The sequence below is a fragment of the Stenotrophomonas africana genome, from assembly GCF_013004645.1.
Classification (GTDB): domain Bacteria; phylum Pseudomonadota; class Gammaproteobacteria; order Xanthomonadales; family Xanthomonadaceae; genus Stenotrophomonas; species Stenotrophomonas africana.
Map to the genome: position 1 here is coordinate 87,654 of NZ_JABEME010000010.1, position 23,941 is coordinate 111,594.

At 66.8% G+C, this 23,941-nt stretch carries 19 protein-coding genes and 2 tRNA genes; 10 read left to right on the forward strand and 11 right to left on the reverse strand.

Features of this window, described 5'->3' with window-relative positions; all coding sequences use genetic code 11:
- Nucleotides 1–3 precede the first annotated feature (3 nt).
- Together cydC and cydD are read right to left on the reverse strand one after the other, a co-directional pair.
- Nucleotides 4–1,683, reverse strand: a complete 1,680-nt coding sequence (gene cydC / locus HLA98_RS16710; protein WP_057500196.1) for a thiol reductant ABC exporter subunit CydC — start codon at nucleotides 1,681–1,683, stop codon at nucleotides 4–6.
- A complete protein-coding gene (gene cydD / locus HLA98_RS16715) occupies nucleotides 1,680–3,425 on the reverse strand; it encodes a thiol reductant ABC exporter subunit CydD (RefSeq protein ID WP_057500195.1) in 1,746 nt (581 codons plus the stop codon). The genes cydC and cydD overlap by 4 nt, the downstream gene beginning before the upstream one ends.
- Nucleotides 3,426–3,653: 228 nt before the next feature.
- Here cydD and HLA98_RS16720 point away from each other — a divergent pair, with 228 nt between their 5' ends.
- From HLA98_RS16720 to pgaD, 10 genes are all read left to right on the forward strand, one after another.
- Nucleotides 3,654–5,243, forward strand: a complete 1,590-nt coding sequence (locus tag HLA98_RS16720; RefSeq protein WP_049443555.1) for a cytochrome ubiquinol oxidase subunit I — start codon at nucleotides 3,654–3,656, stop codon at nucleotides 5,241–5,243.
- Between the two features lie 15 nt (nucleotides 5,244–5,258).
- A complete protein-coding gene (cydB, locus tag HLA98_RS16725) occupies nucleotides 5,259–6,410 on the forward strand; it encodes a cytochrome d ubiquinol oxidase subunit II (protein WP_057500194.1) in 1,152 nt (383 codons plus the stop codon).
- Between the two features lie 53 nt (nucleotides 6,411–6,463).
- Entirely contained in the window at nucleotides 6,464–6,580 is a 117-nt protein-coding gene (cydX, locus tag HLA98_RS16730) for a cytochrome bd-I oxidase subunit CydX (RefSeq protein ID WP_005410354.1), read from the forward strand.
- A 55-nt stretch (nucleotides 6,581–6,635) separates the two neighbouring features.
- Nucleotides 6,636–6,712 (forward strand) — tRNA-Pro (locus tag HLA98_RS16735).
- Nucleotides 6,713–6,852: 140 nt separating this feature from the next.
- A tRNA-Pro gene (locus HLA98_RS16740) sits at nucleotides 6,853–6,929 on the forward strand.
- Between the two features lie 221 nt (nucleotides 6,930–7,150).
- Nucleotides 7,151–8,356, forward strand: coding sequence for a CynX/NimT family MFS transporter (locus tag HLA98_RS16745; protein WP_057500193.1), 1,206 nt, complete (start codon nucleotides 7,151–7,153; stop codon nucleotides 8,354–8,356).
- 341 nt (nucleotides 8,357–8,697) lie between these two features.
- Entirely contained in the window at nucleotides 8,698–10,725 is a 2,028-nt protein-coding gene (gene pgaA / locus HLA98_RS16750) for a poly-beta-1,6 N-acetyl-D-glucosamine export porin PgaA (RefSeq protein ID WP_057500192.1), read from the forward strand.
- A 1-nt stretch (nucleotide 10,726) separates the two neighbouring features.
- The gene (gene pgaB, locus HLA98_RS16755) at nucleotides 10,727–12,613 is read left to right on the forward strand and encodes a poly-beta-1,6-N-acetyl-D-glucosamine N-deacetylase PgaB (protein WP_057500191.1); all 1,887 of its coding nucleotides are present in this window, start codon (nucleotides 10,727–10,729) and stop codon (nucleotides 12,611–12,613) included.
- A gap of 1 nt (nucleotide 12,614) precedes the next feature.
- Nucleotides 12,615–13,871 carry a poly-beta-1,6-N-acetyl-D-glucosamine synthase gene (gene pgaC / locus HLA98_RS16760; protein ID WP_057500190.1) on the forward strand — a complete coding sequence of 419 codons (1,257 nt, stop codon included), beginning with the start codon at nucleotides 12,615–12,617 and terminating at the stop codon, nucleotides 13,869–13,871.
- Nucleotides 13,868–14,338, forward strand: coding sequence for a poly-beta-1,6-N-acetyl-D-glucosamine biosynthesis protein PgaD (pgaD, locus tag HLA98_RS16765; RefSeq protein ID WP_057500189.1), 471 nt, complete (start codon nucleotides 13,868–13,870; stop codon nucleotides 14,336–14,338). Before pgaC ends, pgaD begins: the two co-directional genes overlap by 4 nt.
- Nucleotides 14,339–14,446: 108 nt before the next feature.
- Here pgaD and HLA98_RS16770 read toward each other — a convergent pair whose 3' ends face one another.
- The 9 genes from HLA98_RS16770 to HLA98_RS16810 all read right to left on the reverse strand — a co-directional run bounded on the left by HLA98_RS16770 (nucleotide 14,447) and on the right by HLA98_RS16810 (nucleotide 23,853).
- Nucleotides 14,447–15,718, reverse strand: coding sequence for a glutamate-5-semialdehyde dehydrogenase (locus HLA98_RS16770; RefSeq protein WP_057500188.1), 1,272 nt, complete (start codon nucleotides 15,716–15,718; stop codon nucleotides 14,447–14,449).
- A complete protein-coding gene (gene proB / locus HLA98_RS16775) occupies nucleotides 15,715–16,872 on the reverse strand; it encodes a glutamate 5-kinase (RefSeq protein WP_057500187.1) in 1,158 nt (385 codons plus the stop codon). The genes HLA98_RS16770 and proB overlap by 4 nt, the downstream gene beginning before the upstream one ends.
- A gap of 11 nt (nucleotides 16,873–16,883) precedes the next feature.
- Entirely contained in the window at nucleotides 16,884–17,147 is a 264-nt protein-coding gene (locus tag HLA98_RS16780; protein WP_049447890.1) for a YciI family protein, read from the reverse strand.
- Nucleotides 17,147–18,442 (reverse strand): argininosuccinate lyase, encoded by a 1,296-nt coding sequence (gene argH, locus HLA98_RS16785; RefSeq protein WP_049447891.1) that lies wholly within the window; start codon nucleotides 18,440–18,442, stop codon nucleotides 17,147–17,149. Before argH ends, HLA98_RS16780 begins: the two co-directional genes overlap by 1 nt.
- A 20-nt stretch (nucleotides 18,443–18,462) precedes the next feature.
- Complete coding sequence (gene argC, locus HLA98_RS16790; RefSeq protein WP_057500186.1) at nucleotides 18,463–19,416, reverse strand: N-acetyl-gamma-glutamyl-phosphate reductase; 954 nt, start codon at nucleotides 19,414–19,416, stop codon at nucleotides 18,463–18,465.
- On the reverse strand, nucleotides 19,413–20,015 hold the full coding sequence (locus HLA98_RS16795; protein ID WP_049418141.1) for a GNAT family N-acetyltransferase: 603 nt from the start codon (nucleotides 20,013–20,015) through the stop codon (nucleotides 19,413–19,415). Before HLA98_RS16795 ends, argC begins: the two co-directional genes overlap by 4 nt.
- 3 nt (nucleotides 20,016–20,018) lie before the next feature.
- Nucleotides 20,019–21,347: an acetylglutamate kinase gene (locus HLA98_RS16800; RefSeq protein WP_049447893.1), complete on the reverse strand. Its 1,329-nt coding sequence runs from the start codon at nucleotides 21,345–21,347 to the stop codon at nucleotides 20,019–20,021.
- Nucleotides 21,348–21,422: 75 nt separating this feature from the next.
- Nucleotides 21,423–22,511 carry an acetylornithine deacetylase gene (locus HLA98_RS16805; RefSeq protein ID WP_057500185.1) on the reverse strand — a complete coding sequence of 363 codons (1,089 nt, stop codon included), beginning with the start codon at nucleotides 22,509–22,511 and terminating at the stop codon, nucleotides 21,423–21,425.
- A gap of 148 nt (nucleotides 22,512–22,659) precedes the next feature.
- Complete coding sequence (locus tag HLA98_RS16810; protein WP_049447895.1) at nucleotides 22,660–23,853, reverse strand: argininosuccinate synthase; 1,194 nt, start codon at nucleotides 23,851–23,853, stop codon at nucleotides 22,660–22,662.
- Between the last annotated feature and the right edge of the window lie 88 nt (nucleotides 23,854–23,941).

The following is a 23,941-nucleotide window of genomic DNA, read 5'->3' on the forward strand; positions in this document are numbered from 1 at the left end:
CATCTACCGAAGCACTTCGCGCACCAACACGCCATCACGCAACCGGTACTGCGCATCGACCACGCCTTCGGGCAGGTCGTCGTGGGTGATGATCAGCAGGCTGCGTCCGTCCAGCAACCCGGAAAGGTCCTGCAGCAACGCACGTGCGGTATCCACGTCCAGGCCTTCGGTCGGTTCGTCCAGCAGCAGAATCGGCGCATTACGCAGCAGTGCGCGCGCGAGCGCCAGACGTCGTGCCTGGCCGGCCGACATCGTCGCGCCGTTCTCGCCCACCCAGGTCTGCAGGCCGCCGTTGCGCTCGGCCCATTCGCCCAGGCGCACGCGACGCAGCACCGCCCACAACGCTGCGTCACTGGCATCGGGATCACCCAACCGCAGGTTCCCGGCCACAGTGCCGGCAAACACCGTCGCGTTCTGCGGCAGCCACGCCAGTTGCCGGTGCCAGTCGGCCTGGGCGAAATCACGCAGATCGCGGCCACCGTAGGTCAGCCGTCCCTGCTGCGGATCCCACAGCCGCAGCAGCAGGCTCGACAGCGTGGTCTTGCCACTGCCGCTGTCACCGCGAATCGCGATGCGCTCGCCCGGCGCCAGGGTCAGCTGCAGACCGCACAACACCGGCCGCGCAGCACCCGGCCACTGGAAATGCACGTCATCCCAATGCACGCGCGCGGACTGTGGCACCGCCTGCGGTGCCAGCGGATCGTCCACCGTCGGCGGTTGCTCGACGATGGCCTGCAGGCGACCGGCGGCGATGCGCCCGGACTGCAGCGACTGCCAGGCCAGGCCCATGCCCGCCCACAGCTCGATCAGCGCCACAGTGAGGAACACCAGCCCCGCCGCCATTTCCGGCGCGATGCGCTGCTGTTCGGCCGCATGCAGGGCCAATGCCAGCATCGCCACCAGGCCCATCCCGGCCACCAGGCCATGCAGGGTCGAGGCCGCGATCAGGCGCCAGCGCCGACGACGATCCCGCGAAGCCAGTTGCTTGGCGGCCACGCGTACCTTCAGCTGCCACGCCGCATCGGCGTGCAGCGCAGCCAGATCACCCGCGCCTTCCAGTCCTTCGAAGGCCGCGGTACGCAGGGCAGCGCGGTGCGCGGCGCGGTCGGCCTCCTCATCGTCACGACCACGCACGCCCAGCCACGGCACACCGAAGGCGATCAGCAGCGCCAGCACCGCCAGCAGTACCGCTGCCGAGGGCAGGATCAGCGCTGCCGAGGCGACCGCCACCAGTGACAGCGCGCCCAGCGCCACCAGCGGCCCGATCGCACGCACCAGCAGCCCATCCACTTCGCCGATGTCCCCCAGCAGGCGCGCCAGCAGCTCGCCGGTGCGCGTAGCACCCAGCCGTGCCGGCGCCAGCGGCAGCGCGCGGCGGAAGAACCACACACGCAGGTCGCGGGCGATGCGCAAGGTAGCGTCGTGGCCGACCAGCTTTTCGAAGTAGCGCGACACGATGCGCGCCATGGTCAGGCCACGGATGCCGGCCGAGGGCGAGAAGAAATTGAAGCCTTGGCCGAGCCCCGCAGCACCTGCCAGCGCGGCCGCAGTAAGGAAACCACCGGACAGGCCCAGCAGGGCGGTGCCGGCCAGCATCGTGATCCACAGCAGCAGCACGGTCAGCAGCAGGCGCGGACGATGGCGCAGGAACACCGCGCGCAGCGAATCAGGCGAGCGACTCATGCGCGCACCGCCTGTGCCGGTTCCACCAGCCGGCCTTCCGGCAACAGCAGGCAACGGTCGGCCCAGGCGATCACCGCCGGGCTGTGGGTGGCAACCACTACGCTGCGTCCACGTGCATAGGCTGCCAGGCTGCGCAGCAGCGCCGCTTCGGTATCGGCATCGAGGAACGCGGTGGGTTCGTCCAGCAGCAGCACCTGCGGGTCGCGCAGCAACAGGCGGGCCAGGCCGATACGGCGCGCTTCGCCACCGGACAGGCCAAAGCCGCGTTCGCCGATCACCGTATCCAGGCCCTGCGGCAGGCGCTGCGCGAACTGCAGCACCTGCGAGGCCTCGGCCACCGCGCGCAGGCGCGCATCGCTGGCACCGGGATCGGCCAGGCGCAGGTTGTCGGCGATGCTGCCATGGAACAGGTACGGTCGCTGGCTCGCATAGGCCACCTGCACGCCGGGCCGCAACTGCAGCTTGCCGGCACGCGGCGGCAACCAACCGGCCAGTGCTTCCAGCAGCGTGCTTTTGCCGGATCCGCTGGGACCGACCAGGGCCAGCCGCTGGCCCGGTTCCAGCAGTACATCCAGATCCTGCAGCACATCGTGGGGGGCGCCCAATGGGCGCAGTACCAGCCCCTGCGCCCGCAACGGCGGCAAGGCGGCCTCGGCCGGCTCCACCGCCAGCGGTGCAACCTCGTTCTCGATCAGGCCCTGCTCGTCCGGCAACGACTGCAGCAGACGCTCAACCTCGGCCGCCGCTGCCAGTGCATTGGCGCGGTCATGGTAGTGCGCAGCCAAACGCCGCAGCGGCGCATAGAACTCCGGCGCCAGCAGCAGGCAGAACAGGCCCGCGCCCAGGGTCGGCACCGTCGAGTGCAGCGACATCATGCCCAGGTAGCTCAGGCCCAGGTACAGCGCGACCATCGCCACGCTCACCGAGGCGAAGAATTCCAGCACCGTGGACGACAGGAAGGCGATGCGCAGCACCTTCAGGGTGCGCACGCGTACGCCTTCTGCAGCCGCCTCGATACCTTCCAGTTCGGCCTCGCCACGGCCATACAGGCGTAGCAGGCCCAGGCCCTTGATGCGGTCGGCGAAGTGGCCGCTCATCCGCGCCAGCTCGCCCAGTTGCGCACGGCCGGCGGCTTCGGCGCCCCAGCCCACCAGCATCATGAAGAACGGCACCAGCGGTGCGGTGAACAGCAGGATCAACGCCACCACCCAGTCCACCCAGGCTACCGCGGCCAGGATCAGCAGGGGCACCACCACCACTTCGGTGCGCACCGGCAGGAAGCCGCTGTAGTAGCTTTCAATCGCGTCGCCGTGATGCAGCATCAGCTCGCCCAGCTCGCCGGTGCGGCGCTGGCGCAGCCACAGCGGCCCATGGCCGAGCAGACGCGCGAACACACGCTCGCGCAACGCCAATCGCGCGGCATCGGCCACATCACCGGCAGCCGCCTGGCTGGTACTGCCCAGCAGCGTGCGCAGCACCAGGATCACAGCCAATCCAGCGAGCACCGGCAGACCCGACGCCAGCGGTGCGCGCTCCACCAGCACCGTCTGCACCAACCAGGCAATGGCCGCAGCCTGCCCGACCAGCAACCCGCCGGACAGGCTGATGCACACCGCCGCCAGCCGCTGGCGGCTCCGGGCGGACCGTGCCAGATCGGCCAGCCAGGCCGTACGAACACGCCGCTGGCGGGCGGTTTCAGCTTCCGGGGGAAGGCCGTCAGGGGTCGTTTCGGCAGCGCTCAAGGGGTCTTCACGGGCAACGGGGGAGACACGGCATTGTAGGCGCAGGCAACAGCCCGCCCCTGCGGCCGGCGGTCGCAGTCTTCATCAGGTTGGCATACGATCAACCGGGGCACCTGTTCATACATTGATCTGGATCAAGGCTGTTTGAAGTAGTCGGTCACATCATTCACGTCGTAGACCACCCTTCCCGCCACCTGCAACGGCACTATCCAACGAGGTAGCCAGGCCATGATTGATCAGACAGTCGTAGAACTGTCGCGGCTGCAATTCGCTCTGACCGCGATGTACCACTTCCTATTCGTCCCGCTCACGCTTGGCCTGTCGTTCATGGTGGCCATCATGGAGAGCGTGTATGTGATGACCGGCAAGGAGATCTGGCGCAGGATGACCCTGTTCTGGGGCGTCCTGTTCGGCATCAACTTCGCCATGGGCGTTGCCACCGGCATCGTCATGGAATTCCAGTTCGGCATGAACTGGTCCTACTACAGCCACTACGTGGGTGACATCTTCGGTGCGCCGCTGGCGATCGAAGGCCTGATGGCGTTCTTCCTGGAAGCCACCTTCGTCGGCCTGTTCTTCTTCGGCTGGAACCGCCTGAGCAAGGTCAAGCACCTGATGGTGACCTGGCTGATGGCGCTGGGCACCAATCTGTCGGCGATCTGGATCCTGATCGCCAACGGCTGGATGCAGAACCCGACCGGCGCGGTGTTCAACCCGGAAACCATGCGCATGGAAGTCGTCGACTTCATGGCCGTGGTGTTCAACCCGGTGGCGCAGGCCAAGTTCGTGCATACCGTCAGCGCCGGGTACGTGACCGGCGCGGTGTTCGTGATGGCGATCAGCGCCCTGTTCCTGCTGCGCAACAAGCACAAGGACCTGGCCCGTCGTTCGTTCGCGGTGGCCGCAGCCTTCGGCCTGCTGTCGTCGCTGTCGGTGGTGGTGCTGGGTGACGAGAGCGGTTACGCCGCCAGCGAACACCAGAAGATGAAGCTGGCCGCGATTGAAGCGATGTGGGAGACCGAGCGTGCACCGGCCGACTTCACCGCCTTCGGCATCCCGAACCAGGAAACCCACCAGAACGACTACGCGGTGAAAATCCCGTACCTGATGGGCCTGATCGCCACCCGTTCGTTGAACCAGCCGATCCCGGGCATCCTGGAACTGGTCGAGCGCGCCGAGCACCGCGTGCGCGGCGGCCAGCTGGCCTACGGTGCGCTGGAACGCCTGCGTGCCAACAAGAACGACGTCGAAGCGCGCGAGATGTTCGACCGCCATTGGCAGGACCTGGGCCACGGCCTGCTGCTCAAGCGCTACCGCGATGACATCCTCAACGCCACCCCGCAGGAGATCTCGCAGGCGGCGATGGACACCGTGCCGCGGGTGATGCCGCTGTTCTGGACCTTCCGCGTGATGGCCGGCCTGGGCTTCTACCTGATCGCCTTCTTCGCCCTGGCCTTCTACTACTCCTGCCGCAACAACTTCCAGGACAAGCGCTGGTTCCTGCGCCTGGCCCTGTGGACGCTGCCGGCACCGTGGATCGCGATCGAATGCGGCTGGTTCGTGGCCGAGTATGGTCGCCAGCCGTGGGCGGTCGATGGCGTGCTGCCGACCTTCTATGCGGCATCGGGCCTGGCCCTGCATGAAATCGTGCTGACCCTGGCCGGCTTCACCGCGATCTACACCGCACTGATCGTGGTCGAGATCAAGCTGATGCTCAAGGCGATCCGCAAGGGTCCGGACGAGGTGCTGCCGTCGCTGCAGTCGCCCCAGCCACATGCTTCCCACAATGCCTCGGCGCCGGCCGCCGGCCAGGCCTGAGGCAGGAGAACCAAGATGGATTTCATTCTTCTGGACTACACCACGCTGCGCGTGATCTGGTGGCTGCTGCTCGGCATCCTGCTGATCGGTTTTGCCGTGATGGATGGTTTCGACCTGGGCGTGGGCACCCTGCTGCCCTTCGTGGCCCGCAACGATGCCGAGCGCCGGCTGGTGATCAACACCATCGGCCCGGTCTGGGAAGGCAACCAGGTGTGGCTGGTGCTCGGTGGCGGTGCGATCTTTGCTGCCTGGCCGCCGCTGTATGCGGTCAGTTTCTCCGGGTTCTACCTGGCGATGTTCGTGATCCTGTTCGCCCTGATCCTGCGCCCGGTCGGCTTCAAGTTCCGCAGCAAGATGCCCAGTGAGCGCTGGCGCAACACCTGGGACTGGGCGCTGTTCATCGGTGGCTTCATTCCGGCACTGATCATGGGCGTTGCGGTGGGCAACGTGGTGCTGGGTGTGCCGTTCCACTTCGATGACAGCATGCGCATCTTCTACACCGGCTCGTTCTTCGGCCTGCTGATGCCCTTCGCACTGCTGGCCGGCCTGCTCAGCGTGTCGATGCTGGTCGCCCACGGTGCCGCCATGCTGGTGCTGAAGACCGATGGCCCGGTGGCCGAGCGTTCGGCCCGCTTCGGCAGCATCGCAGCGATCATCGCCTTCGTGCTGTTCGCCGTCGGTGGCGCCTGGGTGGCCTTCGGCCTGCCGGGTTACCAGATCACCTCGCAGGTGGTCACCGATGGCGCCACCAATCCGCTGCTGAAGACCGCTGAACTGGGCGCCTCCGGTGGCTGGATGCGCAACTACAGCGCGATGCCCGCCACGATCCTGGCCCCGCTGCTCGGCCTGGCGGGCCTGCTCGCCAGTGCAGTGCTGCTGCGTGCCCGTCGCGGCGGCTTGGCCTTCATCGCCTCCGGTGCGGCCATCGCCGGCATCATCCTGACCGTCGGCTTCGCCATCTTCCCGTTCCTGCTGCCGTCCTCGAGCCAGCCCACGTCCAGCCTGACCGTGTGGGATGCCTCGTCCAGCCATCTGACCCTGTGGATCATGCTGCTGGCCACGGCGGTGTTCCTGCCGATCATCATCGGTTACACCACCTGGGTGTACCGCGTACTGAAGGGCAAGACCACCACCGAAGAGATGGGCAACAACCCGAACGCTTACTGATTGCCGGTGTGCCGGCCCACGGTCGGCACACTCTTGAACAAAGGAGATTGACCATGTGGTATTTCGCCTGGATTCTCGGCGCCGGCCTCGCCTCGACGGTGGCCATCCTCAACGGCATGTGGTTCGAAGCCCGCGAGCAGAACCGCATCGAGAAAGAAAATCGTCGCTGAGCTGTAAAAAAACCTTGCCGCCTGGGCCTTCACACGGTATCTTAGGCGGCTCCTTCGGGGTGTAGCTCAGTCTGGTAGAGCGCTACGTTCGGGACGTAGAGGTCGCAGGTTCGAATCCTGTCTCCCCGACCACTCACGTGGTCGCATTGAAGCCTGGTGAAGTCGTCCAGGCTTTTTTGTTCCCTGAAGTGGCACTGCTTCGGCAGTGTGAAGAAAACAGCATTCACCCCTTGCCGCCATCGGGGTGAATCGCTAGAATAGGCGGCTCCCTTCGGGGTGTAGCTCAGTCTGGTAGAGCGCTACGTTCGGGACGTAGAGGTCGCAGGTTCGAATCCTGTCTCCCCGACCACTTCGGTGGTCACCAAGAAGCCTGGAAGACGACAGTCCTCCGGGTTTTTTTGTATCCGGCGCCCGGCACGCCCGCATGACGGGACCTTGCCGGACCGCACACGTACAATGGGCCGCGCTGCCGGCCTGCACGCAGCCACTCCCCCACCTGCCGCTTCGGCGTAGACCGATGCCGGCGCTGCATGCCGTTGCTGCGGCATGCGACACCTGCAAGGACCACCGATGAGTTCCTCCACTTCCGATTCGCCGTCGCTGCTGCACGGACGCGTGCTGGCGTTCGCCGCCATCCTGCTTGCGGCGATCAACCTGCGTACCGCAGTCACCTCGATCACCCCGCTACTCGACGTACTGGGCCAGCAGTTCGGCTTCGGCACCACCATGACCGGCGTGCTGGGCATGCTGCCGACCGCCTCGTTCGCACTGTTCGGCGTGGCCACGCCGGCGCTGGCGCGGCGCCTTGGCCTGGAACGCACCACCCTGCTGGCGATGGTGATGGCGATGGCCGGCCTGCTGCTGCGCTCCAGCGCCGGCAACGTCGGCACGCTGCTGCTCGGTTCGGTGGTGGCACTTGCCGGCATGGGCATCGGCAACGTAGTGGTGCCGCCGCTGGTGAAGCGTTACTTCGCCAACAAGGTCGGCACCATGAGCACGCTGTACATCAGCGTGCTGCAGCTGGGCACGATGCTGCCGGCCCTGCTTGCGGTGCCAGTGGCCAACGCTGCAGGCTGGCGCGTGTCGCTGGGCATGTGGGCGCTGCTGGCGCTGGCCGCCGCGCTGCCGTGGCTGCTGCTGGCCAGGCGTGCGCCGAAGCCGCAGGCGGATGCCACCGGTCCCGCTGCGCAGCCGCACGGCAAGGTCTGGCGCACGTCGCTGGGCTGGAGCATGACGCTGATGTTCGGCATGACCTCGCTGATGACCTATTCGATGTTCACCTGGCTGCCGCGCATCGTGGTCGAGGCCGGTGGCACACCCGCGTTCGGCGGTGTGATGGTGGCCGTGTTCTCGGCCTTGGGCCTGCTGCCGTCGCTGGTCATTCCGTCGATGGCGGTGCGCCTGCAGAACCCGTTCCCGCTGGTGCTGATTGGCTTCTTCTCGTTCGTGATCGCCTTCACCGGCCTGCTGCTCGCCCCCATGAAGGCGCCGCTGTTGTGGGCCTGCCTGCTCGGCGTCGGTCCGTCCACCTTCCCGCTGGCGCTGACCCTGATCAACCTGCGCACCCGCACCCCCACCGGCTCGGCGGCGCTGTCCGGGTTCATGCAGGGCGTGGGCTACAGCTTCAGCTGCCTGGGCCCGTTCCTGGTCGGCTGGCTGCACACGGTCAGCGACGGCTGGACCCTCCCGTTCAGCTTCCTGTTCGGCTGCGCCACCCTGATGCTGTGCGCCTCGTGGGTGGCCTGCAAGCCGCGGAAACTGGAAGATCTCTGGTAACCGGCCGGAGCCACTAGGCCGCCCCGCCTACCGCTCGTCAGCCACCCTGGGAATTTTGACGCCGGACTGACAATTCCGGGCGGATAGTGCCGGTGAATGCCCATCCTTGCCGCGTGACGGCATCGGGCATGGGGGCGGCATCGCCGCCCAGGCCACCACTCGGTGTGCGGGGGACTCTCGTTTCAGACAAGACATTGCAGGTCGCTGTCCGGGTTGTATCCGTCCTGATGGGACGGGCATGCACGAAGGGAGTGACGCGGGCCACGGCCACGCCAAAAGCTGGCATGTGATGTGCGTCACATTTTTCAGGTTGTCTGGTTTGGAAGCCAAGGGGGTCCCCAATGGTTGTCCACCGTCGGCTGGCGCTCTGCGTCGGCCTTGCCTGTACCGCGCTGGCCTGGGCCAGCAGCGCTGCCCCGCCCGACCGCGAGGCGGCCCTGGCCGAGATCGGTCACTACCGCGACCAGGCGCGCTGGCTGGATGCCCTGGGCGCGATCGAGCGCGCCAGCCAGCAACAACCGGATGACGACCTGCTGTTCAAGCTGCGCGTGCTGACCCTGGGCGACATCGGCAACGCCTGGCGCGCGTGGGAGCTTTACCAGCAGCGCCCGCAGCTGTTCGACGCCGCGCAGAAGCAGCGCTTGGAAGGCGACTACCTGGCCAAGCTGGTGGTCTGGAGCCTGGCCTACAGCAGCAGCGAGGACAGCCGCCTCGAAGAGGCCGAATCGACCCTGGCACGCATGCAGCGCTACCTTGGCGGCGAAGGCACCCCATCCTCGCAGGCACCACTGCGTATCCGCATGGACCGGCTGATCCTGCTCAACCGCCTGGGCCGCCATGCGCAGGTGCGCGAGGAAGCCCGCGCACTTCAGGCCGAAGGCCATGCCCTGCCCGACTATGTGCTGCCTGCGGTCGGCGATTCGCTGATGGGCACCCTGCATCCGGAAGAAGCCATACCGGTGCTGCAGGCGGCAGTGGCCGGCGACCCGACACGCGATGCCTCGCATTCGGAACTGGCCTATGCCTACCTGGAGAGCGAGCAGCAGGAAAAGGCGATCGACCTGCTGCAGGGCTGGCGTGACAAGGCGCCGGCGTGGCGCTGGAGCAACGGCAAATCACCTTACGCGAACTGGTCACGTTACGAGGCCGACCTGAATCTGGCGATGGTGCGCGCCTACAGCGGCGACCTGGGTACCGCGCAGCACGACCTGGAATCGATGGTGGACATCGCGCCGGGCAACGGCGGCCTGCAGAGTGCACTGGGCAGCGTCTACATGATGCGTGGCTGGCCACGCCGGGCGCTGCAGCGCCAGCAGATGGCCCACGCGTTGGACCCGCGTGACATCGAACCTCGGCTGGGAATGGAGGAGGCCTACGTCGCCCTGCAGCGCGACGACCTGGCGCGGCCGCTGCACGACGACCTGATCGCGCGCTACCCCACGCAACCGGCGGTCGAACGCATGGACCAGGCTTGGCGCGCGCATCGCGGTTGGCAGCTGAAGGCATGGACCGACATCGGACGCAGTTCCGGTGGCGGTGGCACCTCGCCGTTGGGAAACAACGATCGCCACTACGGCGTGGAAGTGGAGACACCGATCCTCGACGACCGCTGGCGGTTGTTCGCCCTCGCCGACCGGCGCTCCACCGATTTCCAGGACCAGCGCATCGATCCGCTGTGGCTGGGCGCAGGCGTACGCTACCGCTTCGGCCAACTGGATGCGGAAGCAGCGGTATTGCGCGCCAACGACCACATTGGCGATACCGGCCTGCGCGTCGGCGTCGGCTGGCAGTTCAACGACCACTGGCATGCCGGCGTGGTGGCCGCACGCAATGATCCGGAGGCATCGATGCAGGCACGCTCGGCCGGCATCACCGCCGACAGCGTAAGCGCACAGGTGGACTACCGGCGCAGCGAACGCACGCACTGGATGTTCGGCGCCAGCCGCTTCCGCTATGACGATGGCAACCATCGCGAACTGTTCGGCACCCGCCTCGAACAGCGCCTGCTGACCCGCCCCCGCTGGTTGGTCGATGGCCTGGCCAGTGCCTACACCAGTCGTGGCAGCCGCGACGATGCGCCCTACTTCAACCCGAAGCGCGACCGGATGGTCGAGATCGGCCTGCGCATCGACCAGCAGCTGTGGCGCCATTACGAGCGCCACTTCCGGCACCGGCTGGCCGTCTCGCTGGGCGACTACTGGCAGGACGGCTTCGGCAGTGCGTTGGTGCCGTCGGTGTCCTACATGCACGAGTGGCAGCTGGGCCCCGGTCGCGTGTTCGAGTATGGCGTGCGCTGGTCGCGGCCGGTGTACGACGGCCATCGCGAGCGCCATATCGGCTTCGAAGCTGCACTGCGCTGGGGAGACTGACATGACCCGCTTCCTGCGACTGATCGTGCTCCTGCTGCTGGCCTGCGTGCCACCGGCGTTCGCGCAGCAGGCCGTGCATCTTGATGCGATCGACAACGGTCTGCTGATCCTCAGCTACCACGACATCCGCGACCAGGTGGCCGCCAAGGGCGATGCCGATACCTATGCGGTGAGCACGCAGAACTTCGCCGCGCACCTGGACTGGCTGGGCGCGCATGGATACCACCCGGTTTCGCTGTCACAGCTGATCGAGGCCTCGCAGGGCCGTGCGACGCTGCCTCCGAAACCGGTGCTGCTGACCTTCGACGATGGCCTGCGCAGCGTCTACGACAAAGCCTTTCCGCTGCTGCGGGCCTACCACTACCCGGCCCTGGTAGCGGTGATCACCGACTATGTGGACATGGCACCGGGCCGCACCATCGACTACGGCTACCGCCCATTCGGCCACGACGACTTCGTCACCTGGGCGCAGTTGAAGCAGATGCATGACAGCGGTCTGATCGAAGTGGCCAGCCATACCGACGACCTGCACCACGGCGTGCTTGCCAATCCACAGGGCAATTCGACGCCCGCCGTGGTCACCCGCATCTACACCCCAGCCACGCGAAGCTACGAGAGCGAGGCGCAATACGAGCAGCGACTTCGCGCCGATCTCTCGCGCAGCGTGCAGCGCATCGAGCAGCACCTGGGCGTGCGCCCGCGCGCCATTGTCTGGCCATACGCGGCCTACAACCGGTTGAGCAACGAGATCGCCGAACAGCTGGGCATGCCGGTCTCATTCGACCTGGAAGGGCGCAGCACCCCGGTGGCCAGTGACCTGCACGGGTTGGCGCGGTTGCTGGTGAGCGACAACCCGACCGTGGAAGGGCTGGCCTACGAACTGCGCCGTGATGTCGCGCTCGACGGCATCCGCGCTCTGCAGATCGACCTCGATGATGTGTACGACCCGGATCCGGCGCAGCAGGCACGCAATCTGGATGCGCTGATCGAGCGGGTCAAGCGCATCGCACCGACACACGTCTACCTGCAGGCGTTCGCCGATCCGGACGGCAACAACACCGCCGATGCACTGTACTTCCCCAACCGCCACATGCCGATGCGCGCGGACCTGTTCAGCCGCGTCGCCTGGCAGCTGAAATCCCGAGCGGGCGTGAAGGTCTACGCGTGGCTGCCGGTGCTCGGCTTCGAGCTGCCGGACCCGGTGCAGCGAAAGGCGCTGGCGATCCGCAACGGTGATGCCGACGGCATGTACCGCCTGGATTTCACCAACCCGAAGGCCAGGCAGATCATGCTCGACATCTACGAGGATCTGGCGGTCAATTCCTACTTTGAAGGTCTGCTGTTCCATGACGACGGCTACCTGCGCGACACCGAGCTGCCCACTCTGGCGGCCGGTGAAGATGGCAGCGCACGTACCCAGGCACTGATCGCCTTCACCCTGGCCCTGCGCGACAGTGCGCAGCGTTGGCGGCCGAAGCTGGCCACGGTACGCAACCTGTATGCCGAGCCGGTACTGCGCCCGCAGAGTGAGGCCTGGTTCGCGCAGCGCCTGGACCTGTTCAACAAGGCCTACGACCAGACCGCACTGATGGCGATGCCATGGATGGAAGGCAGCAAGCACCCCGAACGCTGGCTCGACCAGTTGCTGGCGGCAGTGCGCGCGCACGATCCCCAACTGCAACACACGCTGTTCGAACTGCAGACCGTCGATTGGCACAATGGAAAGCCGATTCCCGCCGAGCGCCTGCGTGCACAGATCCGCCAGCTGCAGGCGCAGGGCGTGCACCACTTCGCCTGGTATCCGGACGACTTCATCGCCGACCAGCCCTCCACCCGCGATGCCCGCGCGGCGATGTCCGCCGGCAACTTCCCGTACCCGGAGAAGTGACATGGACATGCATCCGCTGCTGCAGGTCCTGTTCCAGTTCGCCTTCTACTACCCGATGGTGATGGCGTTCTTCTGGATGTCCGGCGGCCTGTACTACTACTTCCGGCGCGAGCGCCACTCGCGCCCGCGCAACGATCCGCCGTTGATGCTCGATCCCCCCTTCGCAACCGTGCTGGTGCCCTGCCACAACGAAGCGGAGAACCTGGACGATACGCTCACTGCGGTGCTGGCCCAGCGCTATCCCGCCGACTACGAAGTGATCGCCATCGATGATGGCAGCAGCGATGACACCGGCGCGCGACTGGACGCACTGGCAGCGCAGCATCCGCGGCTGCGCGTACTGCACCTGGACCGCAACCTGGGCAAGGCCAATGCGCTGCGCATGGGTGCGCTGGCCGCGCGCTCGGAATACCTGGTGTGCATTGATGGCGATGCAATGCTGGAAGAGCATGCGCTGCACTGGATGGTCTGGCACCTGGTCAGCGGCAACCGGGTTGGTGCAGTGACCGGCAACCCGCGCATCCGCAACCGCTCCACCCTGCTCGGACGCCTTCAGGTGGCGGAGTTTTCCTCGATCATCGGCATGATCAAGCGCGCGCAGCGCGTGTACGGGCGCATCTTCACCATCTCCGGGGTGATCGCCGGCTTCCGACGCACCGCCCTGCATCAGGTCGGCTGGTGGTCGGACGACATGGTCACTGAGGACATCGACATCAGCTGGCGCCTGCAGCGCGCGCACTGGGACATCCGCTACGAACCCAATGCGCTGTGCTTCATCCTGATGCCGGAAACGCTGAAGGGCCTGTGGCGGCAGCGGCTGCGCTGGGCGCAGGGCGGCGTGGAGGTGATGCTGCGCCACGCCGGTTCGCTGCTGCACTGGAAGGAGCGGCGCATGTGGGGCGTACTGCTGGAGTACGTGCTGAGCGTGATCTGGGCCTACACGATGTTGTTCATCGTGCTGCTGTGGGCACTGGGCAAGTTCATCGAACTGCCACCAGAGCTGCACATCGCCAGCCTGCTTCCGGAGTGGCATGGCGTGATCCTGGCCCTGGTCTGCCTGCTGCAGTTCGCCAGCAGTCTGATCATCGACCGGCGTTACGAAACACAGATTGGACGCAATTATTTCTGGGTCATCTGGTACCCGATGGCGTACTGGCTGATCAGCCTTTCCACCACCCTGGTGGCGCTTCCCAAGACCCTGCTGCGCCGTCGCAGCAAGCGCGCCACCTGGACCAGCCCCGACCGGGGGATCCGATGAACGCACAACACCCGTCCAACCGCTTCGACTCGCGGATGATCCGCAAGCCACACCATCAACCGCGCTTCCAGCGCACTGCCTGGGGATTCGTCACCCTGGCGTTCTGGGGCTTCTACTTCTACCTGTGGGCACCACTGGTGACCCTGGTGTCGTGGCTGATCGGCGGACAGCTGGCCTGGCAGCAGCTGTACGAACGGCAAAGCCAGTTCGACCCCTATGTGCTGGTGGCGCTGCCACTGATGCTGCTGTGCGCCAGCGTGCTGCTGATCGGCTGGGCCGAGTACAACCGCGCGCGCTTCCGTGGCCACGACCGGCGCCTGCCGCGGCCATTGGCCAGCCTCAATGAAGTGGCCGCTGACCTCGGGGCCAGCACCGGGCTGGCCGAGCGTCTGCTGGGCTGCAAGGCCGCCACGCTGCACATGGACGATCACGCGCGACCGATCGGCATCCGTCGCGAGGTGGTGTGACCCAGCGACCCGGTGGGTGCCGACCTTGGTCGGCGCTTGGGCCTGGTGGGTGCCGACCTTGGTCGGCACCGGGGTCTACCGCGAAGAGCATCCACGCATGGCGTGGATCTACTTGCGCGTCTGCCCTTCACCGCGCACGACAAATCGTTCGACGGTGAGTGCCTCCAGGCCCATTGGGCCGTACGCGTGCAGGCGCGTGGTGGAAATGCCGATCTCGCTGCCCAGGCCCAGCTGGCCACCGTCGGAGAAGCGCGATGAGGCATTGACCATCACCACCGCCGAGTGCAGTGCGTTGACGAAGCGCTCGGCGTGGCCGGCGTCTTCGGTGGCGATCACTTCGGTATGGTCGGAGGTATAGCGGCGGATGTGCGCGATGGCCGCCTCGAGGTCATCAACCACGCGCACGGCCAGCACCAGGTCGAGGAACTCGGCAGCGTAGTCCTCCTCGGTCGCCGCCGTGCTGCCCGGCAGCAGCGGTTGCGCCTGCGCATCGGCGCGCAGCTGCACGCCACGCTCGCCGAGCGCCTGGGCCACGCGCGGCAGGAACGCCTCGGCCACATCGCGGTGCACCAGCAGGGTCTCCAGCGAATTGCAGGCCGACGGACGACTGCACTTTCCGTCCACCAGCAGATCGATGGCTTTGCCGAGGTCGGCGCTGGCATCCACGAACAGGTGGCAGACACCCTTGTAGTGCTTGATCACCGGCACCCGCGCATGCTCGGCAACGAAGCGGATCAGGCCTTCGCCGCCGCGCGGAATCGCCAGATCGATCAGCTCATGCAGCTGCAGCAGTTCCAGCATTGCTTCGCGACGCAGGTCGGTCAGCACGGTCACCGCTGCCGGCGGTACGCCATTGGCCTGCAAGGCACCCGCCAGCGCCTGGGCGATGGCGGTGTTGGAGTGGATCGCCTCGGAGCCACCGCGCAGGATCACGCCATTGCCGGCCTTCAGGCACAGCGCGGCCGCTTCGGCGGTCACGTTCGGGCGCGCCTCGTAGATCATTGCGATCACGCCCAGAGGCACGCGTACCTTCTGCACGCGGATGCCGTTTGGACGCACATCGTCGCGGGTGATCTGGCCGACCGGATCGGGCAGCGCAGCCACCTCACGCACGGCTTCGGCCATCGCGAACAGGCGTGCCGGGTCCAGCGCCAAGCGGTCGAGCATGGCACTGCCAACGCCCTTGTCGCGCGCGGCGGCGAGGTCACGCGCATTACCGGCCAGGATCAGCCCGGCATTCACTTCCAGTGCCTGGGCCATCGCCAGCAGCAGCGTGCGGCGCGTCGCACTGTCGAGGCCGGCAACGGTCTGGGCCGCGTCACGGCAGGCACGCGCCTGCGCTTCGATTTCGCTCATCGGGGAGTCCTTCAAACCGGTCATGGCAGCACCAGATCGTCGCGATGGACGACACTGCCACCGTAGTTGTAGCCCAGCACGGCCTCGATGTCGCGCGAATGGCGGCCGGCGATCCGGCGCACATCATCGGCCGCGTACTGGCTGACGCCGCGCGCCACGCAGACGCGGCCCTGTGGCGCGTTCCAGCACACCTGCACCATGTCGCCACGGCGGAACATGCCCTCCGCGCCGGTGATGCCGCCGGGCAGCAGCGAGGCGCCCTTCTCGCGCATCGCCTGCGCCGCGCCGGCATCGATCACGATCGCACCCTCGACCAGCGGCGCGTGCCGCAGCCAGTGCTTGCGGGCCGCCTCACGGCTGCGCGCGGCGTGGATACGGGTACCGAACAGGCGGTCCTGGGCCAGCGCGCGTACCACGTCACCGCTGCGGCCATTGAACAGATAGGTTTCGATGCCGAGACGACCCGCCTTGGCCGCCGCTTCCAGCTTGGTGCGCATGCCGCCGGTACCGGCGCGCGAGCCGGCGCCGCCGGCCATTGCCAGCACCTCGTCACTCAGTTCCGGCACGTCGTGCAGCGGCCGTGCGTCGGCCACGGTGCGCGGGTCGGCGCTGTACAGGCCATCGATATCGGTGGCGATGAACAGCGCATCGGCATCGACCAGCGCCGCCACCGTCGCCGCCAGGTTGTCGTTGTCGCCAAGCTTGAGCTCGTCCACCGACACGGTGTCGTTCTCGTTGACCACCGGCAGTGCTCCCAGCCGCAGCAGTTCGCTCAGCGTGGCCCGGGCGTTGAGGTAGCGGCGGCGGTTGCGCAGGTCGTCATGGGTCAGCAGCACCTGCGCCACCGGGCGCTCGAAGAAGCGTTGCCAGAGCCCGATCAGCTGGGCCTGGCCGAGCGCGGCCAGTGCCTGCCGCGCCGCCATCGCCGCACCGGGCTCATCGGCCCGCGGCAGGATCGCGCGCCCCGCCGCAACCGCACCGGACGACACGATCACCACCTCGCGCCCGGCCAGTACATTGGCCGAGACGAACTGGGCCAGGCCCAGCGCGTGGCGCGGCGACAGGCCACCGCCATCAGCCGCCAGCAGGCTGCTGCCGACCTTCAGCACCGCACGCCGCCATGGCGGCAGCGCTTGTTCGGGGAACGGCGAGGCGACGTGGGCAGCGTGCTGGATCATCGGTCAGGCTCTCAGCGGGTATTCCATTCGTGCACGGTCAGGTCGGAGGCCTGCATCGTCACCAGCGGATCGGTGGCGATGATGGCCTGCGCCTGCGCCAGGCTGTCCACGTTGCACAGCACATAGGCACCACCGCTGCCATCGGCGAAACCACCGGTCAACTGCAGCTTGCCCTGTGCCTGCAACGCGTCGAGGAATTCGCGGTGCGGCTGCACCGCTGCGTCGTTGAAGTCCGGCCGGCGCATGGCCATCACCAGGTAGACGGTGCCCGCCATCAGGACAGCGCCTGCCAGCGCGCGTGCAGCTCGTCCAGGCGCAGATCGGCGGCCGAACCCGGCGACACACGCGCGGCCAGGCTGCCTTCCGGCGTGCGTCCTTGCCCTGCGCTGTCGGCACCGGCTGCAGCGGCCTTGTAGGCCTCACGGAACGGTACACCGGCCACGGCTGCTTCCACGGCGACGTCGGTGGCATACATGCCCGAGTCGATCGCTGCGCGCAGCCGGTCGTCACGCCATTCCAGATTGGCCAGCAGCGCCGGCAGCAGCTCCAGTGCGGCGAGGCCACGGCCGAAACCGTGGAAGATGGCGCCCTTGGACGACTGCAGGTCGCGGTGGTAGCCCGACGGCAACGACAGCAGCTGCTCGATCTCGGTGCGCGCAGCGGCCACGCTGGCGTGGGTGGCACGCATCAGCTCGATCACGTCCGGGTTGCGCTTGTTCGGCATGATCGAACTGCCGGTGGTGTACTGCGCCGGCAGCGCGACGAAACCGAACTCGGCGCTGGTGAACAGCGACAGGTCCCAGGCGATGCGGCGCAGGTCCAGGGTCGCGCCACCCAGTGCTTCCAGTGCGGCCAGCTCGAATTTGCCGCGCGACAGCTGTGCATAGATCGGCGAGATCTGCATGCGCGCGAAACCGAGCGCGGCCGTGGTGTGTTCGCGGTCCAGCGGCAGGTTCACGCCGTAGCCAGCGGCGGTGCCAAGCGGATTGGCGTCAACCAGTGCATGGGTGTCGCGCGCGCGGATGGCGTTGTCGATGAACGCCTCGGCCCAGCCGGCCCACCACATGCCGGCCGAGGACACCACGGCACGCTGGATGTGGGTGTAGCCGGGAACCGGCAGGTCTTTCTCGGCCTGTGCGCGGTCCAGCGCGACCTTGGCCACCTCGGCGCTGAGCTGCGCCACGCGCTGCAGCTTCTCCTTCAACCACAGGCGGGTGGCGACCAGGATCTGGTCGTTGCGGCTGCGGCCGGTGTGGATCTTGCGGCCGGCATCGCCGAGGCGTTCGGTCAGGCGCGCTTCGATCGCCGAGTGGCCATCTTCGTACTGCGTATCCAGCACGAAACGGCCTTCGCGGAAGTCCTGCGCCAGGATCTCCAGTTCGCGCAACAGGCCTTCCAGCTCGTCGGCGCTGAGGATGCCGATGTGCTGCAGGCCCTGCGCATGCGCGGCGCTGGCGGCGATGTCATGCAGGAAGAACTCGCGGTCGAGGATCACGTCATCGCCAGCGAGGAAGGTCTGGATCTGGGCGTCGACAGCAACGCCGGGCTTCTGCCAAAGAAGGTCTGCCATGGGGGCTCCGGAATACGTGTTCAGTGCGGGATCGACGTCAGTTCGTCGATGCCCAGCGCGAGGTTGAGGTTCTGCATGGCCTGGGTGGCCGCGCCCTTGAGCAGGTTGTCCAGGGTCGCCACCACGACGACCCGCTTGCCGCCCGGGGCCAGGGTGAAGCCACCGACCTGGGCACCGTGGCGGCCGGCGATGCGGCTGACCCACGGCGCTTCATCCACCACTTCGATCAGGGGTTCGCCGGCGTAGGCCTGCTGGAAGCGCTCGACGATCTGTTCGCGGGTCTGCACGTGGTTCAGCCACAGGTTGGCGGTAAGCGTGATGCCACGGAAATGCGGCGCAACATGCGGCATGAATTCAACCGCCACGCCCAGCTGCACCGACACCTCGCGCTCATGCACGTGGTTGGTCAGCGCGTACGGCATCAGGTTGTCGGCCAGCAGTTCGACGTTGTTCTTGTCCGACGGCGTGGTACCGGCACCGGAATAGCCGGAGACACCGAAGCACTGCGGCGGACCGGCCAGCAGGTCCAGCAGCGGATGCACCGCCAGCTGCATCGCCGTGGCATAGCAGCCCGGGTTGCTGATGTGTTTCTGTCCGTTGTAGCGGCCGCGGGTCAGCTCCGGCAAGCCGTAGTACCAGCTGTTGTCGAAACGGTAGTCGGCGGAGAGGTCGACGATGACGGTGTCCGGTTTCGCGGTTTCAAGCGCGGCCACGAACGGTGCGGCCAGGCCATTGGGCAGGGCCAGGATCACCGCGTCTACGCCCTTGGCCGCCACCGCGTCGGCGTCCAGGTTTTCGTACTGCAGCTCGCCCTGGAATTCCGGGTGGTGGTCGGACAGGCGCTGCCCGGCGCGCTCGCGCGAGGAGACGAAAGCCAGTTTCAGCCGTGGGTGGGCGGCCACCAGCTTGATCAGCTCGGCGCCGGTATGGCCGCGGGCACCGACGATGCCCAGGGTGAAAGTCGAATCGTTCATGCGTGACTGTCCAGGCGGTACTGCAGGTGGCGCTTCACGCCCTGCCATTCCGCATCGATGATGGAGAAGATGACGGTGTCGCGCGGCGTGCCGTCGGCATGCCGCTTGTGGTTGCGCAGCACGCCGTCCTGCTTGGCGCCGAGGCGGGCGATGGCAGTGCGCGAGGTGGCGTTGAACCAGCTGGTTTCCAGCACCACGCTGATGCAGCCCAGCGTTTCGAAGGCGTGCTGCAGCAGCAACAGCTTGGCTTCGGTGTTGGCGCCGGTACGCTGCACGCGCGGCGCATACCAGGTGTAGCCGAGGCTGAGTTTCGGCACACCGGCATCCATGTCATAGAAACGGGTACTGCCGACGATTCCGCCAGCCGCATCACGGATCACGAACGGCAGCACCTTGCCTTCGCTCTGCGCCTGCAGCGCGGCCCGCACATAGGTCTCGGCCTGTTCCGGCGACGGCACCTGGGTGTACCAGAGCTGGTCCAGGCCGCTGCCTTCAAGCGCATCGCGCAGGCCGGGCACGTGTTCCATCTGCAGCGGCTGCAGGGTTACGTGCTGGCCGCGCAGGGTAGGAACCGTGTTCCAGGCATCGAGGTTGCTCATTGCTCAGCCCTGCAGGCTCGGGGTGCGCTGCGCGCAATGATCGACATAGGTCTTGATCCGGTCGATGCCATCGGCACCGAACCAGAACACCTTCCACTGATCCTGCTTGTAGCAGCCATCGGACTCGGCGTAGTAGAAGTGATTGATCGGGTTGCCATGGCGCGAGCGCCAGAACAGCTGCGGCGTTTCTTCCAGCATCACGTTCCAGACCGCACGGCCGAGGCCTTCGCCCTGTGCGTCGTCGAGCACGGCGAACTTGTCGAGGTACACGCCTTCAGCTTCATCAGTGAGGATGACCGCGGTGCGGTAGTTCTCGCTGACGTAGGCGCGCAGCAGCCTGGTCTTCTGGAAATAGTCCGGCACCAGGGTGCGGCCGAAGCTGGATTCGATCAGGCCCTTCAGGCGCGGCAGGTCCAGTTCGTCCCAAGCGGTGGCGCGCAGCACTTTTTCGCCCTTGCGCACCAGCGTGCCCGAGCCCTTGTGGGTGAACAGTTCCTTGGCCAGGTCGGCCGGACGCGTGATCGACACCGACGATTCCAGCGGCAGGCGATCGAGCAGATCCTTGATCTGTTCGATCTTCACCTTCATGCCGCCGTGGATCCACGGCTGCGCGATCAGGTGGTCGTACTCGGTGGACAGGTTGATCGAATCGATCACGTTGCCCTGCTCGTCCAGCAGGCCGCCGGTACCGGTCAGGAAGATGATCTTGTATGGCTGCAGTTCCTGCACCAGTTCGTTGGCGGCGAAGTCGGCGTTGACGTTGAGGATCTGGCCGCCTGCGGTCTCACCCAGGCTGGTGATGACCGGGATCGAACCGGCGCGCAGGCTGGCTTCGATCGGCGCCAGGTTGACCTTCTTCACCTCACCGACCAGGCCGTAGGTGTCCACGTCCAGGTACTCGGCCTCGAACACACCACCGGTGATGGAGGTGGCACGCGCACCGTTCTGCTGCAGCGCCTCGACCAGGCGCAGGTTGGACTGCTGGAACACCCGGCGCACGATCGCCAGCGCTTCCGGCGAAGTCACGCGCAGGCCGTTGACGGTCTGCTTCTCGATACCGGCGGCCGACAGTTCGGCATCCAGCTGCGGGCCGGCGCCGTGCAGCACGATCGGGGTCAGCCCGACTTCCTGCAGGAACGACAGCGAAGAGGTCAGCGCGTCGAGGTCGTCGCGCAGCACCGCGCCGCCGACCTTGACCACGGCGAAGCGCTTGGCATCCAGCTGCGAAAAGCGCTTGAGGTACTGGCTGATCTCCTTCGCGCTGGCCATGCTGGAGAGCAGGCGCACGATGGTCTGGCGGGTCTGGCGGTGGGGCTGGAGGGCAGGAGACATTTCGGTTTCGTCACAGGCGGCGGTCGCCGCGTTGCAGTTCCACCCGGCCAGGGCCGGGCGGCGTTGTGGGGTCGATCAGGCGCCGGCGGCGATGATGCGGTGCACGGCGTCGGTGTAGCGCTGCAGCTGGTCCAGCGTCACGAACTCATCGGCGGTGTGGGCCTGGGCGATGTCACCCGGGCCGAACACCAGCGTGGTGTAGCCACCGGCCGAGAACAGCGAAGCTTCGGTCCAGAAGTCCACCGCGTTGCCGATCGGCAGGTCCAGTGCATCGGCCACGTCGCGCGCCAGCAGGCGGCGATTCTCGGCTTCGGCGATGTCACCGGCCGGCAGGCTGGGGCCACGGAAGGTTTCGGTGAACAACGCCGCTTCCGGTTCGGCGAAACCGGCGAAGGTCGCCAGCAGGCCATCGATGTCCATCGACGGCAACGGGCGGAAGCCGAACCGTACTTCGGCAGCCGGTGCGATCATGTTGGCCTTGATCCCACCTTCGACGCGACCGATGTTGAAGCGCAGGCCGGTCAGCCCGCCGAAGCGCGCCGAAGCCAGCGATTCCACGTGGTCCAGCGCACGGTTGCCCCAGCGCATGGCCTGATGCAGCGCACTGGCGGCCGCATCCTGCTTGCCCGAAGCATGCCCGGCACGGCCGGCAAACTGCATCAGCACCGAGCTGATGCCACGGTGGGCCAGCACGGCCTCGCTCATGGTCGGCTCGGCCACCAGCACCGCTTCGTATGGCAGGCCACGGGCCAGGAACGCGGCGATGCAGCGCGGATCGTTGGCTTCTTCGTCGCTGGAGAACAGGAAGGCGGCATCGCCATCGCTGGCGTTGGCCGCCGCCACCAGCGCAGCGGCCGCGCCCTTGATGTCACACACGCCCAGACCGACCACACGGTCGTCCAGGCGGCGCATCACAAGAGGGTCGGCACTCCAGTGCGGCGAGTCCGGCACGGTATCCAGGTGCACGTTGAACAGGTACTTCGGCGTCCCGCGCACGGCGTACAGGCTGACTGCGCCCGCGCCATGGTCGATCACCTCGACGTTGAAGCCGGGCAGGTTCGCGCGCAGGTAATCGAAGATGCCACCGGTGGTGATCGCACGCGGCGGGTTGCGGGTATCGAAGGACACCAGGGCCTGCAGGTGATCGAGCGTCTGTTCAAGCATGAAACAAAGATCCTGTGGAATTCCGCCGGGCATGGCCCGGCGCTACCGTGATGCGTCTGGTGGAGAGCCCCCTTCTTGTTGAAGGGGGCGCGCCAACGGCGCAGGGTTAAGGTGGAATGCGCGGGAGACGCGCGCGCAATTCAATCGCTCAGCGATTGACTTGCGCGTAAAGCGTCGAACTCATGCCGAACAGCTTGATGAAGCCTTCGGCCTCCTCCACGCCCCAGTCGGCCGACTGCGCGTAGGTGGCGCCCTTGGTGTTGAGCAGATGCGGCGACTTCACCGCCACTGCATCGACGCGGCCACCACGGGTTTCCAGCACCACTTCGCCGTTGACCTTGGCCTGCGAGGACTTCAGGAAGGCTTCGATGTCGGTCTTCAGCGGGTCGTGGTAGAAGCCTTCGTACACCAGCTCCACCCACTTGCGTGCCACGTCCGGCTTGAAGCGGTTCTGCTGCTTGGTCAGGACCGCATCTTCCAGCGCGCGGTGCGCGGCCAGCAGCGAAACCAGGCCCGGAGCCTCGAAGACGATGCGGCCCTTCAGGCCGATCACGGTATCGCCGGTGTAGACGCCGCGGCCAACGCCGTACGGGGCGAACAGCTTGTTGAGCTGAGCCAGGATCTGGTCACCCGGCAGCGCCTTGCCGTTCAGTTCGACGGCTTCGCCTTCGACGAACTTCAGGGTGACGGTCAGCGCCTGTTCCGGCCACTCGCTGCGCGGCGCGCACCAGCCACGGGCGCCCTCGCCCGGGGCTTCCCAGCGGTCGATCTCGCCGCCAGACATGGTCAGACCCAGCAGGTTCTCGTTGATGGTGTAGGCCTGCTGCTTGGCGCGCACGCCGAAACCACGCTCTTCCAGGTACTTCTGCTCGTAGGCGCGGGTCTGGGTGTGTTCCTTCTGGATCTCGCGGATCGGCGCGATGATCTGGTAGTCACCCAGCGCCTTCACGGCCAGGTCGAAGCGGACCTGGTCGTTGCCCATGCCGGTGCAGCCGTGGGCGATGATGTTGGTGCCCAGTTCGGCGGCACGCTTCAGCGCGGCATCGACGATCAGGTAGCGGTCCGAGACCAGCAGCGGGTACTGGCCCTGGTAGCCTTCGCCGGCCCATACGAACGGCTTGACGAAGCCTTCCCAGATGGCCGGGCCACCGTTGACGGTGACGTGGCTGGTCACGCCCAGCTCGGCGGCACGCTTCTCGATGAAATCGCGCTCTTCATCATCCACGCCGCCGGTATCGGCGAACACGGTGTGCACGTTGTAGCCGCGCTCCTGCAGATACGGCACGCAGAAGCTGGTATCCAGGCCGCCGGAGAAGGCGAGAACGACGTCTTTGTTGCTCATGGGGGTCAGGTCCACTTGGGGGATGAGAATTCGGTAGAGCCGACCGTCGGTCGGCTGGAATGTTGGATGCGCCGCTGCGGGAGCAGCC

Coding starts and splice junctions, on each gene's coding strand:
- argC (WP_057500186.1), bottom strand. CDS start 19,416: ATGAACGATTCGACTTTCACCCTGGGCATCGTCGGTGCCCGCGGCCAT.
- pgaA (WP_057500192.1), top strand. CDS start 8,698: ATGGTTGTCCACCGTCGGCTGGCGCTCTGCGTCGGCCTTGCCTGTACC.
- HLA98_RS16795 (WP_049418141.1), bottom strand. CDS start 20,015: ATGAGCAACCTCGATGCCTGGAACACGGTTCCTACCCTGCGCGGCCAG.
- HLA98_RS16745 (WP_057500193.1), top strand. CDS start 7,151: ATGAGTTCCTCCACTTCCGATTCGCCGTCGCTGCTGCACGGACGCGTG.
- argH (WP_049447891.1), bottom strand. CDS start 18,442: ATGGCAGACCTTCTTTGGCAGAAGCCCGGCGTTGCTGTCGACGCCCAG.
- cydB (WP_057500194.1), top strand. CDS start 5,259: ATGGATTTCATTCTTCTGGACTACACCACGCTGCGCGTGATCTGGTGG.
- proB (WP_057500187.1), bottom strand. CDS start 16,872: ATGATCCAGCACGCTGCCCACGTCGCCTCGCCGTTCCCCGAACAAGCG.
- HLA98_RS16780 (WP_049447890.1), bottom strand. CDS start 17,147: ATGGCGGGCACCGTCTACCTGGTGATGGCCATGCGCCGGCCGGACTTC.
- HLA98_RS16770 (WP_057500188.1), bottom strand. CDS start 15,718: ATGACCGGTTTGAAGGACTCCCCGATGAGCGAAATCGAAGCGCAGGCG.
- HLA98_RS16810 (WP_049447895.1), bottom strand. CDS start 23,853: ATGAGCAACAAAGACGTCGTTCTCGCCTTCTCCGGCGGCCTGGATACC.
- pgaB (WP_057500191.1), top strand. CDS start 10,727: ATGACCCGCTTCCTGCGACTGATCGTGCTCCTGCTGCTGGCCTGCGTG.
- HLA98_RS16800 (WP_049447893.1), bottom strand. CDS start 21,347: ATGTCTCCTGCCCTCCAGCCCCACCGCCAGACCCGCCAGACCATCGTG.
- cydX (WP_005410354.1), top strand. CDS start 6,464: ATGTGGTATTTCGCCTGGATTCTCGGCGCCGGCCTCGCCTCGACGGTG.
- HLA98_RS16720 (WP_049443555.1), top strand. CDS start 3,654: ATGATTGATCAGACAGTCGTAGAACTGTCGCGGCTGCAATTCGCTCTG.
- cydC (WP_057500196.1), bottom strand. CDS start 1,683: ATGAGTCGCTCGCCTGATTCGCTGCGCGCGGTGTTCCTGCGCCATCGT.
- pgaD (WP_057500189.1), top strand. CDS start 13,868: ATGAACGCACAACACCCGTCCAACCGCTTCGACTCGCGGATGATCCGC.
- pgaC (WP_057500190.1), top strand. CDS start 12,615: ATGGACATGCATCCGCTGCTGCAGGTCCTGTTCCAGTTCGCCTTCTAC.
- HLA98_RS16805 (WP_057500185.1), bottom strand. CDS start 22,511: ATGCTTGAACAGACGCTCGATCACCTGCAGGCCCTGGTGTCCTTCGAT.